The organism is Flavobacterium bernardetii, from assembly GCF_011305415.1.
Lineage (GTDB): Bacteria > Bacteroidota > Bacteroidia > Flavobacteriales > Flavobacteriaceae > Flavobacterium > Flavobacterium bernardetii.
In genome coordinates, this window is the sequence record NZ_JAANOQ010000001.1 from 194617 (window position 1) to 211017 (window position 16401).

The 16401-nt window shown below is 31.3% G+C and carries 13 protein-coding genes; 9 read left to right on the forward strand and 4 right to left on the reverse strand.

Going from position 1 to position 16401, the window contains the following annotated elements; genetic code table 11:
- Window positions 1-3: 3 nt before the first annotated feature.
- The 3 genes from G6N05_RS00920 to rplS form a co-directional block, all read right to left on the reverse strand.
- Complete coding sequence (locus G6N05_RS00920) at window positions 4-2382, reverse strand: TonB-dependent receptor (protein WP_166124688.1); 2379 nt, start codon at window positions 2380-2382, stop codon at window positions 4-6.
- Between the two features lie 127 nt (window positions 2383-2509).
- Window positions 2510-4720 carry an NADP-dependent isocitrate dehydrogenase gene (locus tag G6N05_RS00925; RefSeq protein WP_166124689.1) on the reverse strand — a complete coding sequence of 737 codons (2211 nt, stop codon included), beginning with the start codon at window positions 4718-4720 and terminating at the stop codon, window positions 2510-2512.
- 215 nt (window positions 4721-4935) lie between these two features.
- Window positions 4936-5286 carry a 50S ribosomal protein L19 gene (rplS, locus tag G6N05_RS00930; RefSeq protein ID WP_166124690.1) on the reverse strand — a complete coding sequence of 117 codons (351 nt, stop codon included), beginning with the start codon at window positions 5284-5286 and terminating at the stop codon, window positions 4936-4938.
- Window positions 5287-5505: 219 nt separating this feature from the next.
- Between rplS and tgt the strand changes: the two genes are divergently transcribed.
- The 9 genes from tgt to G6N05_RS00975 all read left to right on the forward strand — a co-directional run bounded on the left by tgt (window position 5506) and on the right by G6N05_RS00975 (window position 15676).
- Window positions 5506-6636 (forward strand): tRNA guanosine(34) transglycosylase Tgt, encoded by a 1131-nt coding sequence (gene tgt, locus G6N05_RS00935; RefSeq protein ID WP_166124691.1) that lies wholly within the window; start codon window positions 5506-5508, stop codon window positions 6634-6636.
- A 98-nt stretch (window positions 6637-6734) separates the two neighbouring features.
- On the forward strand, window positions 6735-7811 hold the full coding sequence (locus G6N05_RS00940; protein ID WP_166124692.1) for an LptF/LptG family permease: 1077 nt from the start codon (window positions 6735-6737) through the stop codon (window positions 7809-7811).
- Window positions 7798-8718, forward strand: a complete 921-nt coding sequence (locus G6N05_RS00945) for a DMT family transporter (RefSeq protein ID WP_166124693.1) — start codon at window positions 7798-7800, stop codon at window positions 8716-8718. The genes G6N05_RS00940 and G6N05_RS00945 overlap by 14 nt, the downstream gene beginning before the upstream one ends.
- Before the next feature lie 79 nt (window positions 8719-8797).
- Window positions 8798-9754, forward strand: coding sequence for an acetyl-CoA carboxylase carboxyltransferase subunit alpha (locus G6N05_RS00950; protein WP_166124694.1), 957 nt, complete (start codon window positions 8798-8800; stop codon window positions 9752-9754).
- Between the two features lie 136 nt (window positions 9755-9890).
- Window positions 9891-11453: a replicative DNA helicase gene (gene dnaB / locus G6N05_RS00955; protein ID WP_166124695.1), complete on the forward strand. Its 1563-nt coding sequence runs from the start codon at window positions 9891-9893 to the stop codon at window positions 11451-11453.
- A gap of 81 nt (window positions 11454-11534) precedes the next feature.
- Entirely contained in the window at window positions 11535-11834 is a 300-nt protein-coding gene (locus G6N05_RS00960) for a hypothetical protein (RefSeq protein ID WP_166124696.1), read from the forward strand.
- Window positions 11835-12481: 647 nt separating this feature from the next.
- A complete protein-coding gene (locus G6N05_RS00965) occupies window positions 12482-13273 on the forward strand; it encodes a sensor histidine kinase (protein ID WP_166124697.1) in 792 nt (263 codons plus the stop codon).
- Between the two features lie 3 nt (window positions 13274-13276).
- Complete coding sequence (locus tag G6N05_RS00970; protein ID WP_166124698.1) at window positions 13277-13954, forward strand: response regulator transcription factor; 678 nt, start codon at window positions 13277-13279, stop codon at window positions 13952-13954.
- 528 nt (window positions 13955-14482) lie between these two features.
- Complete coding sequence (locus G6N05_RS00975) at window positions 14483-15676, forward strand: asparagine synthetase B (RefSeq protein ID WP_225875108.1); 1194 nt, start codon at window positions 14483-14485, stop codon at window positions 15674-15676.
- Between the two features lie 62 nt (window positions 15677-15738).
- Here the strand turns inward: G6N05_RS00975 and G6N05_RS00980 are convergent, their stop codons facing one another.
- Window positions 15739-16395 carry a hypothetical protein gene (locus tag G6N05_RS00980; RefSeq protein ID WP_166124700.1) on the reverse strand — a complete coding sequence of 219 codons (657 nt, stop codon included), beginning with the start codon at window positions 16393-16395 and terminating at the stop codon, window positions 15739-15741.
- Between the last annotated feature and the right edge of the window lie 6 nt (window positions 16396-16401).

A 16401-nucleotide genomic window follows, 5' to 3' on the forward strand; every position in this document is an offset into this window, starting at 1 on the left:
GTCTTAAAATTTAAAATTATAGGTGATACTTGGAACCATTCCGAAAATAGATAATCTCACGGCTTCATTTAATCCTGTATCTTGATTTTGTCTGAAATTGATAGAAGCTGCATTTTTTCGTCCATATAAATTATAAACTGAGAAAACCCATTCGCCTTGCCATTTTCTATCTTTGTTTTTGGTTGGATTTAGAGTAGCTGAAACATCTAAACGATGATATGCTGGTAAATTATCTTGGTTTCTATTTCCATAAACTGGAACATTTATACCTTGATATTGATATTGTGCTGTTGGAAAAGTTACTGGTTGTCCAGTTTGATACGTGAAAATACTTCCAAAACTCCATTTTTGATTGAGTTTGTAGCTTCCCGTTACGTAAATATTATGTGTTTTATCCCAACCTGTTTTGTACCAATCTCCATTGTTTATTCCGGTTTCAATTGGTGTTCTTCCTTCTGTTAATTGTTCTGAACGAGACAGTGTGTAGGAAATCCAACCTGAAAGTTTACCTACGTTTTTCTTAACCATAACTTCTAATCCGTAAGCACGAGTTTTTCCTGTAAGTAGAACTTGTTCAATGGCTTCGTTGGCAATTAAATCGGCACCATCAATATAGTCTAATCGGTTTTTTACGGTTTTGTAAAACGATTCGACTTCCAAAGTATAATCTCCATTTTTGATATTTTTGAAATATCCAACGGCAAACTGATCTAAAATTTGAGGTTTCAAAAAGTTATCACTTGGTGTCCAAATGTCTAATGGAGTAGGCGACTGCGTATTGGAAATTAAATGTAAATACTGACTCATACGGTTGTAACTCGCTTTTACAGATTGATTGTCATCAATTGTGTATGCTATTGCTACTCGAGGTTCTAAATTGTCAAAACTTGCTATAGTTTCGTTTTTACCATAATATTTGGTGTCAATTGGAGTGGCCTTTTCATAAATACCTAAATCTGCATCATAAGTTACAGGCTGGTCATTGGCATAAATATTTACTGTTTCTTCACCTAAACGATAAAACATACTATATCTTAATCCGTAATTTACTGAAAGTTTATCTGAAAGTTTTTGTTCTGCATCAATATAAATAGCAGGTTCGAAAGCGTGTTTTTTGGCTAATTGTTTTTCATTTATTCCTGAATCTGAATCAATTGGTTCAATTTTTCCTGGATTGAAGTCGTAATAAATAGCATTCGCACCGTAAAACAATTTGAAATTATCTGATAAATAATGTTTGAAATCGTATTTGAAGTTATAATTTTTAATACCGCTTTCCCAATTGAAACCTATGAAATCTAATGTCAAACCGTAATAATAATCGCTATAAATGAAGGAAGCATTGGAGAATAATTTATCATTAAATAAGTGATTCCAACGTAGGTTTAAAACCGAATTTCCGTAGGTGTTTATGAACTGTTTGTTTAAACTAAAAACATCTCTACCAAAATATCCCGATACAAACAGATTGTTGTTTTCGTTTAATTTGTAATTGATTTTAGTGTTTAAATCATAAAAGTAAGCGGAATTATTATTGTCGGCAAGTTTTAAAAACAAATGTGCATAACTACTTCTTCCTGCAACTAAAAAAGAACCTTTATCTTTTACAATCGGACCTTCGGCTAAAAGTCTACTCGAAATTAGTCCGATTCCGCCCGTCATACCGAACTTTTTACTGTTTCCTTCTTTCTGATAAATATCTAAAACGGAAGCGACTCTTCCTCCAAATCGTGCTGGAATTCCACCTTTATAAAGTTTTAAATCTTTAATCGCATCAGCATTAAAAACCGAGAAAAATCCAAATAAATGGGATGAATTATAAATGGTAGCTTCGTCTAATAAAATTAAATTTTGATCGGCAGCACCACCTCTAACATTAAAACCTGATTGTCCTTCACCAGCATTTGTTACACCAGGTAAAGTTAAAATAGATTTTATGACATCTACTTCCCCTAAAATAGCAGGCATCGATTTTATTTGGGCGATAGAAAGTTTATTGACACTCATTTCTGGTTTGTCAATTTGAAGTTTTTTCGAATTTCCGGTAACTATAACTTGTTCAATTTCATTGTTTTTTTCAGCTAAAATGAAATCTTTTTTAGTGTTGGCATCTAAAGTTATGGTTTCAGAAAATCCAGCATAACTTAAGGAGTTAATTTGTACTGTGTATTCACCTTTTGGTAAGGAAATGGAATAAAATCCGTATTCGTTGGTTAACGAAGTTCGAATTGTTGTACTGTTTTCAAATGAAACGGTTACACCAATTAAGGTTTCATTAGATTTTTGGTCTTTTACAATTCCACTTAAAGTAACTTTTTCTTGAGAAAAGGCTGATGATAAAAATAAGGAGAATAGGAGAATAAGAAAATTGACTTTTTTCATTATAATATGTTTTTGATTTGACGCAAATTTCGCACAAATGTTACAAAACATGTGTTAAGTTGTAGTTAATAAAAAAGGCGATATGAAATTAATTCACATCGCCTTTAAATATTTAAAAAAATAAAAATTACATTTTATTTATAATAGCATTTAATGTTGCGCTTGGTCGCATAGCCGCGTTTAACAAGTCTTCATTTGGTTGGTAATACCCGCCAATTTCTTGTGGTTTACCTTGTGCGTCAATTAATTCGGCGTCAATTTTTGCTTCGTTTGCTGTCAATTCTGTAGCAATAGGAGTGAAGTGCGCTTTTAACTCTGCGTTTTTATCTTGAGCCGCTAATGCTTGTGCCCAATATAAAGCGATATAAAAGTGAGAACCTCTATTGTCTAATTGTCCAATTTTACGAGCTGGAGATTTATCGTTAGCTAAGAATTTTTCTGTAGCTTGATCTAAAGTATCTGATAAAACTAATGCTTTTTCATTATTTAAAGATTGACCTAAATGTTCTAAAGAAACACCTAACGCTAAAATTTCACCTAATGAATCCCAACGTAAATAGCCTTCTTCTACAAATTGATCTACGTGTTTTGGAGCAGAACCACCAGCACCAGTTTCAAACAAGCCACCACCATTCATTAATGGAACGATAGAAAGCATTTTTGCTGAAGTTCCTAATTCTAAAATTGGGAATAAATCTGTTAAGTAGTCACGTAAAACATTTCCAGAAACTGAAATAGTATCTTTTCCTTCTCTAATTCTTTTTAATGTTTCCGACATGGCGTCCATTACATCTAAAATTCTGATGTCTAAACCAGTTGTGTCGTAATTTTTTAAGTATTTTTCAACTTTCTTGATAATTTCTCTATCGTGAGCTCTGTCTTTATCTAACCAAAATAAGGCTGGAGTGTCTGATAAACGTGCTCTGTTAACCGCTAGTTTTACCCAATCTTGGATTGGCGCGTCTTTAGTTTGGCACATTCTGAAAATATCACCAGCTTCTACTTTTTGAGAAAGTAAAGTTGCTCCGTTTTCGTTTTCCACTTTAACAATTCCAGCTGCAGACATTTGGAATGTTTTATCATGCGAACCGTATTCTTCTGCTTTTTGAGCCATTAAACCAACATTTGGTACAGAACCCATAGTTCTTGGATCTAAAGCGCCATGTTTTTTCATATCGTCAATAACTGCTGTATAAAAACCTGCATACGAACGATCTGGAATCATGGTAATGGTATCTTCTTCTTTTCCTTCTTTGTTCCACATTTTTCCACCACTTCTTGCTAAAGCAGCCATTGAAGCATCAACAATAATATCAGACGAAACGTGGAAATTAGTAATTCCTTTATCAGAATTTACCATCGCTACTTTTGGTCCGTTGGCTAATGCAGTTGCCAAATCTTGTTTGATTGCTTCTTCTTCGGAAATTCCAGCAATTTTGTTATACAAATCTTGTAAACCACTATTTGGATGAATGTCTAAAGATTTGAATAAGTTTGCATATTTAGTGTATACATCTTCAAAATACGTTTCAACAATAGCTCCAAAAATAATTGGATCAGAAATTTTCATCATCGTTGCTTTCAAATGTGCAGAAAGCATCACGTTTTTTTCTTTTGCGTAAGCAATTGTTTTCTTTGTATATTCTTTTAAAGCTCTTAAATTCATTACTGAACTATCGATAACTTCACCAGCTTTTAAATTTGCAAAATCTTTTAAAACAGTTGTTGAACCATCAGTTCCTTCAAAAACAATTCTGAATTTCGAATCATTTTCTACTGTTGTAGAAGTTTCAGTTCCATAGAAATCACCTTCATTCATGTGTGCGACTTCTGTTTTAGAATCGGCACTCCAAGCTCCCATTGAATGAGGGTTTTGTTTTGCGTAATTCTTAACAGCTTTTGGAGCACGTCTGTCAGAGTTTCCTTCACGTAAAACCGGATTTACAGCAGAACCTAAAACTTTAGCGTATTTGGCTTTGATTTCTTTCTCGGTATCATTTTGTGGATCTTCTGGGAAATTTGGAATAGCAAAACCATGTGCTTGTAATTCTGTAATCGCATCTTTTAATTGAGGAATAGAAGCAGAAACGTTTGGTAGTTTGATGATGTTTGCTTCTGGTGTAGTTGCCATTTGACCTAATTCGGCTAAATTGTCGGCAACTTTTTGGTCGTCTTTTAGATATTCAGGGAAGTTAGATAAAATTCTACCTGCCAAAGAAATATCTCTGGTTTCCACTTCAATATTTGCTGTCTTCGTAAAAGCTTTGATTATTGGTAAAAACGAGTGAGTTGCCAACATTGGTGCTTCATCCGTAATGGTATAAAAAATTTTTGACATGATTTATGTAGTTTGTTTGTTTCTAAAATTTTAGGTTAGCAAATATAAGAAATTCGAAGACTAAATTAAAGACTAAAATGCAATTAACGTTACATTTTCGAATTTGATAATTTAAGTTCGAAAAAATACAGAATTGATAATTTTGATATACGAAAAATAGGGATAAAAAAAAATCCCGACAGAATCGGGATTTTTTATAATAACAAATAAAAAGATTAACCTCTTCTTTCTTTGATTTTTGCTTTTTTACCAGTAAGTTCTCTAAAGTAGTAAATTCTAGCTCTACGTACTTTACCTTTTTGGTTCATTTCAATTTTTTGTAAAGCTGGCATGTTAACTGGGAAGATACGCTCTACACCAATTGCTCCAGACATTTTACGAATTGTAAACGTTTCAGTAGAAGAAGATCCTCTTTTTTGAATTACAACTCCTTTAAAAAACTGAGTTCTTGTTTTTTCACCCTCTTTAATTTCGTAGTACACAGTAATTGTGTCTCCAGCGCTAAAGTTAGGAAAGTCTTTTTTTGATACCATTTCGTTTTGAACGAAATCCATTAAATTTGACATAATAATATGTATAAATCATTAATTTTAAGTAACATACGCGTCTTTCGCCAGAGGTTAGTTAAAGTGGATGCAAAAGTAATACTATTTTTTATTTCTGCAAAACATTTCTCAAGCAAAATGCTTTGAAGCGTTAATTTTATTGTAAAGTTGTAAAAACTTCCAACTTCTAACTTCTAACTTCTAATCTTTTAAATTATATTTGCCACTTAAAATTACCTCATGAAGTTTGATTTATTAAAAACAGATGCTCAAAGCCAAGCCAGAGCAGGGCTTATTACTACTGATCACGGTGTTATTGAAACACCAATTTTTATGCCTGTTGGTACGGTAGCTTCTGTAAAAGGAGTGCACCAACGCGAATTAAAAAACGATATTAATCCAGATATTATTTTAGGAAATACTTACCATTTATATTTAAGACCTAAATTAGACGTTTTAGAAAAAGCGGGTGGTTTACATAAATTTATGAATTGGGATAGAAATATTTTAACCGATTCTGGTGGATACCAAGTTTATTCTTTGTCTGGACGAAGAAAAATTAAAGAAGAAGGTGTGAAATTTAAATCGCATTTAGATGGTTCATATCACTTTTTTTCTCCAGAAAATGTAATGGAAACGCAACGTGCAATTGGTGCCGATATTATTATGGCTTTCGATGAATGTACGCCTTATCCTTGTGATTACAGATATGCACAACGTTCAATGCACATGACACATCGTTGGTTAGACAGATGTATCAATCATTTAGAGACTTTACCTTTTAAATATGGATATTCTCAAGCTTTTTTTCCTATTGTTCAAGGAAGTACGTATAAAGATTTACGTCAACAATCAGCGGAATTTATTGCAAGTAGAAATCAAGTTGGAAATGCAATTGGCGGACTTTCTGTAGGTGAGCCAGCAGAAGAAATGTACGCAATGACAGAAGTTGTTACAGCAATTTTACCAAAAGATAAACCACGTTATTTAATGGGAGTTGGAACACCAGCTAATATTTTAGAAAACATTGCTTTAGGTATTGATATGTTTGATTGTGTAATGCCAACTCGTAACGCAAGAAACGGAATGTTGTTTACATCGGAAGGTTTTATCAATATAAAAAATAAAAAGTGGGAAGAAGATTTTTCTCCAATTGATACAATGGCTCATACATATGTTGATACAGATTATTCAAAAGCTTATTTACGTCACTTGTTTATTGCTAACGAATTTTTAGGAAAACAAATTGCTACGATTCATAATCTTGGTTTTTATATGTGGTTGGTTCGTGAAGCAAGACGACAAATTTTAGCAGGAACTTTCAGGGAATGGAAAGAAGCAATGGTTAAAAAAGTAACAACAAGATTATAATTTGAAAATTAGAAGTTAGAATTCTGAATTTAGAAATTGACTTAGGCACTCGAAGTCAAAATAATTGAAGTCAGAAGATGTAACTAAAAAATACAAATATGAAAAAAATAGATTGGTACATATTTAAAAGATACTTAATCACATTTACAGCGATGTTGTTAATGTTTATTCCTATTGGAATTATAATTGACGTGTCGGAAAAAATCAATCGAATGATTGAAAATAAAGTCGCTTTTAAAGATGTTTTGGTTTACTATTACGGATTTACCATCTATTTTGCTAATTTATTATTTCCTATTTTTCTGTTTTTATCCATCATTTGGTTTACATCCAAACTGGCAAATAACAGTGAGATTATCGCCATTTTAAGTTCTGGAATTTCATTTACTCGATTTTTACGTCCTTATATTGTTGGTGCTACTTTAGTTTCTTTTATTACTTTATTAATGGGGTTCTTCATATTGCCTGATGCGAGTGAAAAGTATTGGGATTTTAGATATACTTATCTAAAAAAGAACGTAGAAACAAGGCAAACTTCCGATATTTTCAGACAAGTTACGCCAAATGAATACATGTATGTAAGTAGTTATAATGTGTTGTCTAAAACAGGTTTCGATTTTATTTACGAAAAATTTAATGGCAATAAGTTAGAATATAAATTATACGCCAATCGTGTAAAATATAATGAAAAAACCAAAGATTATTCGTTGTTTAATTATGTTAAAAGAACAGTTGGTAAGAACGGAGATGTCATTGAAAAACAAGAAAAATTAACCAGAAAATTTGAATTTGAACCAGATGATTTGACTCCAGTAGTATATGTAGCTGAAACCATGAATATTTTCGATTTAGTTAAATTTATCGATAAAGAGAGAGCCAAAGGAAGTTCTAATTTAGATGTTTATTTGGTGGTTTTATATAAGAAATTTAGTATTCCAGCATCAGCTTTTATATTAACGATTATTGCTGTAGCGGTTTCTGCGATGAAACGACGTGGTGGAATGGGAGTGAACTTAGCTATTGGTATTTTGGTTGCTTTCTCATTTGTGTTTTTCGATAAAATTTTCGGAACACTAGCAGAAAAATCAAGTATTCCGCCAATTGTTGCGGTTTGGTTTCCAAATTTTGTTTTCGGAATATTAGCTTTTTACTTATTAAGAAATGCCAGACGTTAATTTAAAACATAACTTACATCTTCATTTAATTGTATTTATTTGGGGATTCACAGCTGTTCTAGGTAAGCTAATTTCATTAGATGCTTTACCATTAGTTTGGTGGCGTATGTCGTTAGCGGTTTTACTAATTTTAGGCTATATTTATTATAAAAAAACAAGTTTCAAATTATCCAAAAAAGACATTGTTTTATTACTGATTTCAGGTTTAATAATTGCTCTGCATTGGATTACGTTTTTTAAAGCTATTAAAGTTTCTAACATATCCATCACATTAGCTTGTTTGTCAACCGGTGCGTTTTTTACATCCATTTTAGAACCTATTTTTTACAAACGAAAAATGGTTTGGTACGAAATCGTTTTTGGATTAGTGGTTCTTATAGGTTTATATTTTGTAATTGAATCTTCCGAACCCAACTTCATTCAGAAAAGTTTTAGTGATAATATGTCGGGCACCATGCAAGGTGTGCTTTTAGCCTTAACTTCTGCATTTTTGTCAGCGAGTTTTTCTATCATCAATGGAAAATTTGCGCAAAGAATTGATGCTACAATTGTTTCGTTTTACGAATTGTTTGGTGGTGTGTTATTTTTAAGTGCATTTCTATTGTTTAGTGGACAATTCACTACAGAATTTTTCACCATAACAGCTTCAGATTTAATGTGGTTGTTTGTTTTGGCTTCTATTTGTACAGCATATGCATTTATTGCTTCAGTTGCGGTAATGAAGTTCATTTCTCCATATACAGTCATGCTTACCATAAATTTGGAACCTGTTTACGGAATAGCGTTAGCCGTCTTAATTTTCGAGAAAAACGAACAAATGAGTTTCTCCTTTTATATAGGCGCAGCAATTATTCTTATGACGGTGATTTTGAATGGGTTAATACGAAATAACAAAAAAAATAATTAGATAAGGGTACAAAAATTATTCAAATAATTTTTAAATAGTATCTTTGTCATTACAAACAAATTAAACAAAACTAACTTTTATGGAATATTTAGATTTTGAATTGCCAATAAAAGAGCTGGAAGATCAAATGGAAAAATGCGTTGTTTTAGGGCAAGAATCCGATGTTGATGTTTCTGCAACTTGTAAACAACTAGAAGAAAAATTAGAACAAACTAAAAAAGATATATACAAAAATCTTACGGCTTGGCAAAGGGTACAAATGTCTCGTCACCCAAACAGACCTTATACCTTAGAATATATTACAAACTTAACTGACGGTACATTTTTAGAATTATTCGGAGACAGAAATTTTAAAGATGACAAAGCAATGGTTGGTGGTTTAGGAAGAATCAACGGTCAGTCGTATATGATTATCGGACAACAAAAAGGTATTAATACTAAAATGCGTCAATTGCGTAATTTCGGTATGGCGAATCCTGAAGGTTACCGTAAAGCTTTACGTTTAATGAAAATGGCAGAGAAGTTCAACCTTCCTGTGTTAACATTAATTGACACTCCTGGAGCTTATCCTGGTTTAGAAGCGGAAGAGCGTGGACAAGGTGAAGCAATTGCAAGAAATATTTTCGAAATGGCTCGTTTAAAAACACCAATCATCTCAATCATTATTGGTGAAGGTGCTTCTGGTGGAGCATTAGGAATTGGAGTAGGAGATAGAGTATTTATGTTGGAAAACACTTGGTATTCTGTAATTTCTCCTGAATCTTGTTCTTCTATTTTATGGAGAAGTTGGGAATTTAAAGAACAGGCAGCTGAAGCTTTAAAATTAACGGCTATCGATATGAAAAAGCAAAAGTTAATTGACGATATTATCCCAGAACCATTAGGTGGAGTTCATCGTGATAAAGAAACGATGTTCAAAACTGTTGAAAAGTACATTACCAAATCATATAAGGAATTAAAAGACTTATCAACAAAAGATTTAGTAGCGCAAAGAATGGATAAATACTGTAATATGGGAGAATTCTCCGATAAATAAGTAAAATATATTATAAAGCGCCTTGTCAATCACAAGGCGTTTTTTTTGACATGTTAACAAATAGTAGTAAGTTGTTAACAGTTTTTCATTAACAAGTAAAATTTATTTTTTCTACTAATTACATTACATTCGCAGTATGGAAAAATCGTTAAATATAAACCCTGTTCGAGTAGATAAAACTACTATTATTAATTTAGAAAAAGGAAAATTACCTCCTCAAGCTGTAGATATTGAAGAAGCAGTTTTAGGAGCGATGTTAATTGATATAAAAGCACCAGGTGAAGTAATTGATTTACTAAATCCAGATGTTTTTTATAAAGAAGCACACAAATATATTTACGAAGCGATTAACCAATTATTCCATAGCACACCACCGCAACCTATCGATTTATTAACTGTTTCTGCACAATTAAAAAGAAACGGAAAATTAGAAATGGCAGGTAGCGATTTTTATTTGATTCAACTTACACAAAAAATTGCCTCTTCGGCGCATATTGTTTTCCATGCTCGTATTATTCTTCAGAAATTTATTCAAAGAAGTTTAATTACTATTTCAAGTAAATTAATTGAAGATTGTTACGATGAAGGAATGGATGTTTTCGATTTATTAGATACAGCCGAAACGAATTTATACGAAATCACACAAGGAAATCTTAAAAAAGGATACGAAACGGCTCAGAGTTTAGTAAACCAAGCTAAACAACGTATTGAAGAAATTTCCAACAAAGAAGGTTTATCTGGAATTCCAACAGGATTTAGAAAATTAGATGATTTAACATCAGGTTGGCAACCTTCCGATTTAATTATTATTGCAGCGCGTCCAGGTATGGGTAAAACCGCTTTCGTATTGTCGATGGCAAGAAATATTGCTGTTACGAATAACGAACCTGTTGCTTTATTCTCATTGGAGATGTCATCTGTACAGTTAATAACGCGTTTGATTTCAAGTGAAACCGGATTAACTTCTGAAAAACTTCGTAAAGGAGATTTAGAACCTCACGAATGGGAACAATTAAACGTTAAAGTTAAAGATTTAGAAAAAGCACCTTTATATATTGACGACACACCTTCGTTATCAATTTTCGATTTACGTGCCAAAGCCCGTCGTTTAGTTTCTCAACACGGAATTAAACTAATTGTAATTGACTATTTGCAATTAATGTCTGCTGGTCAATCTGGAAAAGGTGGTGGAAACAGAGAGCAAGAAATTTCGATGATTTCTCGAAGTTTAAAAGCTTTAGCGAAAGAATTAAGTGTGCCAGTAATTGCACTTTCTCAGTTATCTCGTGCCGTGGAAACTCGTGGTTCTAGTAAAAGACCTTTACTTTCCGATTTACGTGAATCTGGAGCGATTGAGCAAGATGCCGATATCGTTTCGTTCATTTATCGTCCAGAATATTATAAAATTGACAATTGGGATGATGAAGAAGCAGCTCCAACCACTAATCAGGCTGAATTTATTGTAGCTAAACACAGAAATGGTAGTTTAGATAACATTCGTTTAAAGTTCTTAGGACAATTTGGTAAGTTTGACAATTTAGATGAATTTGGAATGTCTTATGATGATTCTTTTACATCTAAAATGAATTTAGACTCACAAGCCAACCCATTTGCAACTCCAAATTTACCTTCACCAAATGATGCTTTTGGTAGCAGTATGAATAGTAGCTTTGATGAAAATAGTGATGTTCCGTTTTAATTGAAATTTTTGTTAATTTTTTGTTTTTTGTGTTAGTTTTTTTATTAATTTTAGGAAATTAACTATAAAAAATTAACAACTATGCCTAATTACATCATCCCCCTATCCGATGCAGAAGCATGGGCAAAATCATGGCAAACAAATCCGCCAAAACCATTAGCAAAAGCACATTTAATTCCATTAGATGTTTTAACAGAATTACTTGTCATTCCAGAAGTTGTAAATGTTAGAGCTTATATGGGAGTTGACACAACTGGAATGCAAAAATTAATGTTTGTAGGTGTTGATAGAAACGAAAATGACATGACTGATACTATTTATAGTGGCACAATGCCTTGTCCTCAAACTTGTGATATAACAAGCCCGCTTTATAATCCTTAAGATTTGAAATCAAAATACTATTTTTTATTATTAGCATTTTTTGTTGCGATAATGTATCTTATAGGCTTTAAAAACAAAAGCAAAGCCTATAAGATATTTTCAATATATCTTATTGTTTTATTTATTCTTGATTTTATAAGTAAACATCTTTATTCTTGGTTTAAAATGTATAATCATTTTTTTATAAATATTATATTTATGATTCAATTTGGTTTATTGAGTTTATTTTATTCTTATTCGTTTGAAAGTAAAAAATGGAGAAATATTGTTGAAATTTTACTTATTTTAGTTTTAACATATTTAATAATAAAATATAGTATTTATCCTAAATCTTTTTTTGTTTTTCATTATCAAGACATTTTTATTACAATATTTCCACTTATTGTTTATGGTATGGTTTACCTATATAATGAATACGATAAACCTCAAGAATTATACTATGTAAATTTAGCCCTGTTAATTCATTTTATAATTAATTTTTTTTGTTATTTGAGTTGGCCTCTGCAAAGTATTTCTATCTATGATAATTACATGATCGAGTTTGGAAATGTTTTTAGTAGATTAAATTCACTTCTGACTCACTTTACTGCTGTGATTTATTCAATTGTTCTACTTTATCAATTAAAAAAACTAAATTCTAAATAAATATGGAAGTTACTCATATTGCTGTTGAGCAAATTATAAAAGCTTTTCTGTTTATATTATTTGCTTTTTTTAGTGTTTTTTTAACTTTAGTACTTTTCTTTTACTTTTCACGTAAGAAAATTGTGAAAATTGCTGTTGAAAAAAAAAATCAAGAAATTATGTATCAAAAGGAAATATTGCAATCGGTAATTCAAACGCAGGAAGAAGAACGCATGCGAATTGCTCAAGATTTACACGATGATATCAGTTCTAAATTAAATATCGTTTCTTTAAATACACATTTGCTAAAAACACCAAATTTATCAGAATCTGAACATACTGAAATTACTAATAATATTATTGATTTAACTAAGAAAGCATTAGAGAATTCGAGAAGAATTGCGCACGATTTATTGCCTCCAGTTTTTGAGAAATTTGGATTACATGCTGCGATTGAAGAATTAGTTTTAGAATTTTCAACAGCTAAAAATGTAAAAATTAATTATGAAAACGAATTAGAATTCAGTGTTTTAGAAGTCAAAAAGCAATTACACATTTTCAGAATTTTACAAGAAGTATTAAATAATTCAATGCGACATGGAAAAGCAACTAGTATTTCAATTACTTTTGTAAGTAAAAACAAACAAAACACTTGTTTATATATAGATAATGGGGTTGGTTTTAATGCGAGTTTAGGTAATCAAAAAAGAGGAATCGGAATGCAAAATATTGAAAGTAGAGTAAATTACTTAGGTGGGAAATTAACTGTCCAATCGGAAATTAATAAAGGTGTTCTAATAGAATTTAATTTTTAAAATATGAGCACTATAATAAATATTGTTTTAGCAGACGATGAGGTGCTGTTTAGAAAAGGAATTTCTTTTTTATTGCAACGTGAACCCAACTTTAAAATAGTTTTTGAAGCCAATGACGGTCAAGAATTAGTAGATTATTTAAAATCTACAGCTGTTTTACCAGATATTGTTATTACCGATTTAAAAATGCCAAATCTTAATGGCGTTGAAACTACAAAAATCTTACATGCAGAATTTCCAGAACTGAAAGTTATTGCATTAACAAGTTATAATACACCATCGTTTATTTCAAACATGATTCAAGTTGGAGCGGTTTCTTATATTGTTAAAAATGCATCACCTGAAGAAGTAGTGCTGACAATAAATGAAGTAGCAAATAAAGGTTTTTATTATAATGATGAAGTAATGAAAGTCATTTATAAAGATATTATTTCTGGAAAACATCCTTCTAAAAGCGATTTTGATACGACGCAATTAACTACAAGGGAAATTGAAGTGTTAAAATTAATTTGTAAACAATATAATGCGGTTGAAATAGCAGAGAAATTAAGCATTAGTCCGAGGACTGCAGAAGGACATAGAAATAATTTGTTATTAAAAACTCAAACAAAAAATATTGCTGGATTAGTAGTCTACGCTATCCAAAACAATATAATCACATTAGAGGAAATAGATTTGTAATTTTTTTTGAATTCAGTTTGAACAATTTAAATACATAAAGAATTGTTGAATATAAATTGAATAATCAGGTTTTCCTAAGGACTAGGAGAGGAAAATTATCCGAACTGAATTCAAAAAAAATATACTAACTTATTATTAAAAATCTAGCTACCAAAACAGCATAGATACATATCGTTATACCAAGTAAAACTAATCCAATTAGTCTTAACGTATTGTTGTATTTTTTTTCAAACATGGGGAGCAGAGTATTCATATCATTAATTTTTTACTAAATTATAGCGTTTAAATTAATTATTTTAGAGTAGAATTACCTGATTTTTTATACAGGTAGAAATACCTGGTTTTGCAAATGTAGAATTACCTACACTTTAACATTTAATTATTTTATCTTTTGCTTATCTTTGGTTTGTTATTAGTAAATCAACGAATTATAACTATTTAATGAATTCAAAATTTAAGTTTTTTGCACTAGCAATTTGTTTCGTTTTCTCTAGCTTTCAAGCTAAGGCATCTTCTATATTGCTACCCATGGATGATGAAGGACAACAAAATCATCTAAAGGCTTACGGAATTACCTATTGGGCATTAGCCAAAAGTTATAAAGTAAATTGGTTGTTAAATTATAGAGGTGGTTCTTTTTTATTACCAGATGGTGACGATATTAGAAAAGAATGTCAAATTCGTGGTGTTTCTTTTGAAGTTTTAACAGATGGAGCAACGGCGTCAATTTTGGAAGAAATAAGTAGTCCATCTCAAAATATGGAAACGGTAGTATTAGAAAAAGCACCAAAAATTGCAGTTTATACTCCAAAAGGGAAGCAACCTTGGGATGATGCCGTAACTATGGTCTTAACCTATGCTGAAATTCCTTATACCGAAATTTATGATGAAGAAGTACTTTCTGACCAATTGGTTTTGTACGAATGGCTGCATTTACATCATGAGGATTTTACAGGACAATATGGTAAGTTTTTCGGAAATTATAGAAATGCACCTTGGTACATTCAACAAAAACTTGAAGCCGAAGCATTAGCTAAAAAACTAGGTTTCAGTAAAGTTTCTGAAGAAAAGTTGGCAGTAGCTACAAAAATTAGAGACTATGTTATTGGTGGCGGATTTATGTTCGCGATGTGTTCTGCTACTGATAGTTTTGATATTGCACTTTCTGCAGAAAGTACAGATATATGTGAACCAATGTTTGATGGTGACGCAAGTGAACCCAATTACCAAGCAAAAATCGATTATAACAACACGTTTGCTTTCAAAGATTATATTTTGGAAAAACAACCCATGAAATATGAATTTTCAGATATTGACACCACAGAAGAACACGGTAAAGGAAGTTTTTCTATGGAAGTTGATTATTTTACTTTAATGGATTTTTCAGCAAAATGGGATCCAATTCCTACCATGTTATGTCAAAATCATACGCAAATTGTAAAAGGTTTTATGGGTCAAACTACAGCTTTTGCTGCTGATAAAATTAAATCAAATGTGCTATTAATGGGCGAATGTAAAATAAATGGTGAGGCAAGATATATTCATGGACAAAAAGGAAAAGGAATGTTTACCTATTATGGCGGGCACGATCCAGAAGATTATCAACATAGAGTAGGAGATGCGCCTACAGTTTTAGACTTACATCCTAATTCTCCTGGTTATCGTTTAATTCTTAATAATGTTTTATTTCCAGCAGCTAGAAAAAAGAAATTGAAAACATAGAAAATAAAAAATCCCATATTCAAACTGAATATGGGATTTTTAAATTTTAAAGGTTTTGAATATTACATTCCACCTAATTCTTTTTGTAATTCTTCTTGAGTTACTTTTTTATAACCTTCTGGAATTACAAAACAGTTAGCAGTTGGTGCTTTATCAAAAGCAGTTGCTAACAATATTATTTTTCCTTTTTCACTATTTACTTCAATTTCTAATGGAAAACCTGATAATTTTATTTTGTCATCAGCTTTTGTTTGTACTGTAATGGCTTCCGTTACATAAAAATTAGAAACCGTTCCATCTGTCATTTTAACAGTTGCATTATAGCATTTGTATCCTAAAATTTCTTTAGTATTTTTTTTGTCATAAGTAACAGATACAGCATCTTTTAAAGAAGCAATATCAGAGTTTCCAAATCCCTGAGAACCGCCAGTTACTTCATATTTTTTACCCATCATGTCCATCAACATTCTAGTGTCAGTTGCATTGCTTTTATCTGGAGTAATGGTTTTGATTGAAATCATTCCGCCCATCATATCCATTTGTGTAGCAGTAGATTTTTCACTAAATGAAACCTTAATAGTATTAGTTCCCATTGCTGATAATTCTGCATTGTCTGGCATTGACATTTCATAAGTTACGGCACCAGTTTTTGTTTGTGCGTAAAATTGTGTAGAGAAAATTGCGAATGCAACTAGAGCAATTTGTTTTAAATTTTTCATATTTTT

Coding starts and splice junctions, on each gene's coding strand:
- G6N05_RS00925 (WP_166124689.1), bottom strand. CDS start 4,720: ATGTCAAAAATTTTTTATACCATTACGGATGAAGCACCAATGTTGGCA.
- tgt (WP_166124691.1), top strand. CDS start 5,506: ATGAAGTTTGATTTATTAAAAACAGATGCTCAAAGCCAAGCCAGAGCA.
- G6N05_RS00980 (WP_166124700.1), bottom strand. CDS start 16,395: ATGAAAAATTTAAAACAAATTGCTCTAGTTGCATTCGCAATTTTCTCT.
- G6N05_RS00920 (WP_166124688.1), bottom strand. CDS start 2,382: ATGAAAAAAGTCAATTTTCTTATTCTCCTATTCTCCTTATTTTTATCA.
- G6N05_RS00975 (WP_225875108.1), top strand. CDS start 14,483: ATGGATGATGAAGGACAACAAAATCATCTAAAGGCTTACGGAATTACC.
- G6N05_RS00960 (WP_166124696.1), top strand. CDS start 11,535: ATGCCTAATTACATCATCCCCCTATCCGATGCAGAAGCATGGGCAAAA.
- rplS (WP_166124690.1), bottom strand. CDS start 5,286: ATGTCAAATTTAATGGATTTCGTTCAAAACGAAATGGTATCAAAAAAA.
- dnaB (WP_166124695.1), top strand. CDS start 9,891: ATGGAAAAATCGTTAAATATAAACCCTGTTCGAGTAGATAAAACTACT.
- G6N05_RS00970 (WP_166124698.1), top strand. CDS start 13,277: ATGAGCACTATAATAAATATTGTTTTAGCAGACGATGAGGTGCTGTTT.
- G6N05_RS00965 (WP_166124697.1), top strand. CDS start 12,482: ATGGAAGTTACTCATATTGCTGTTGAGCAAATTATAAAAGCTTTTCTG.
- G6N05_RS00950 (WP_166124694.1), top strand. CDS start 8,798: ATGGAATATTTAGATTTTGAATTGCCAATAAAAGAGCTGGAAGATCAA.
- G6N05_RS00940 (WP_166124692.1), top strand. CDS start 6,735: ATGAAAAAAATAGATTGGTACATATTTAAAAGATACTTAATCACATTT.
- G6N05_RS00945 (WP_166124693.1), top strand. CDS start 7,798: ATGCCAGACGTTAATTTAAAACATAACTTACATCTTCATTTAATTGTA.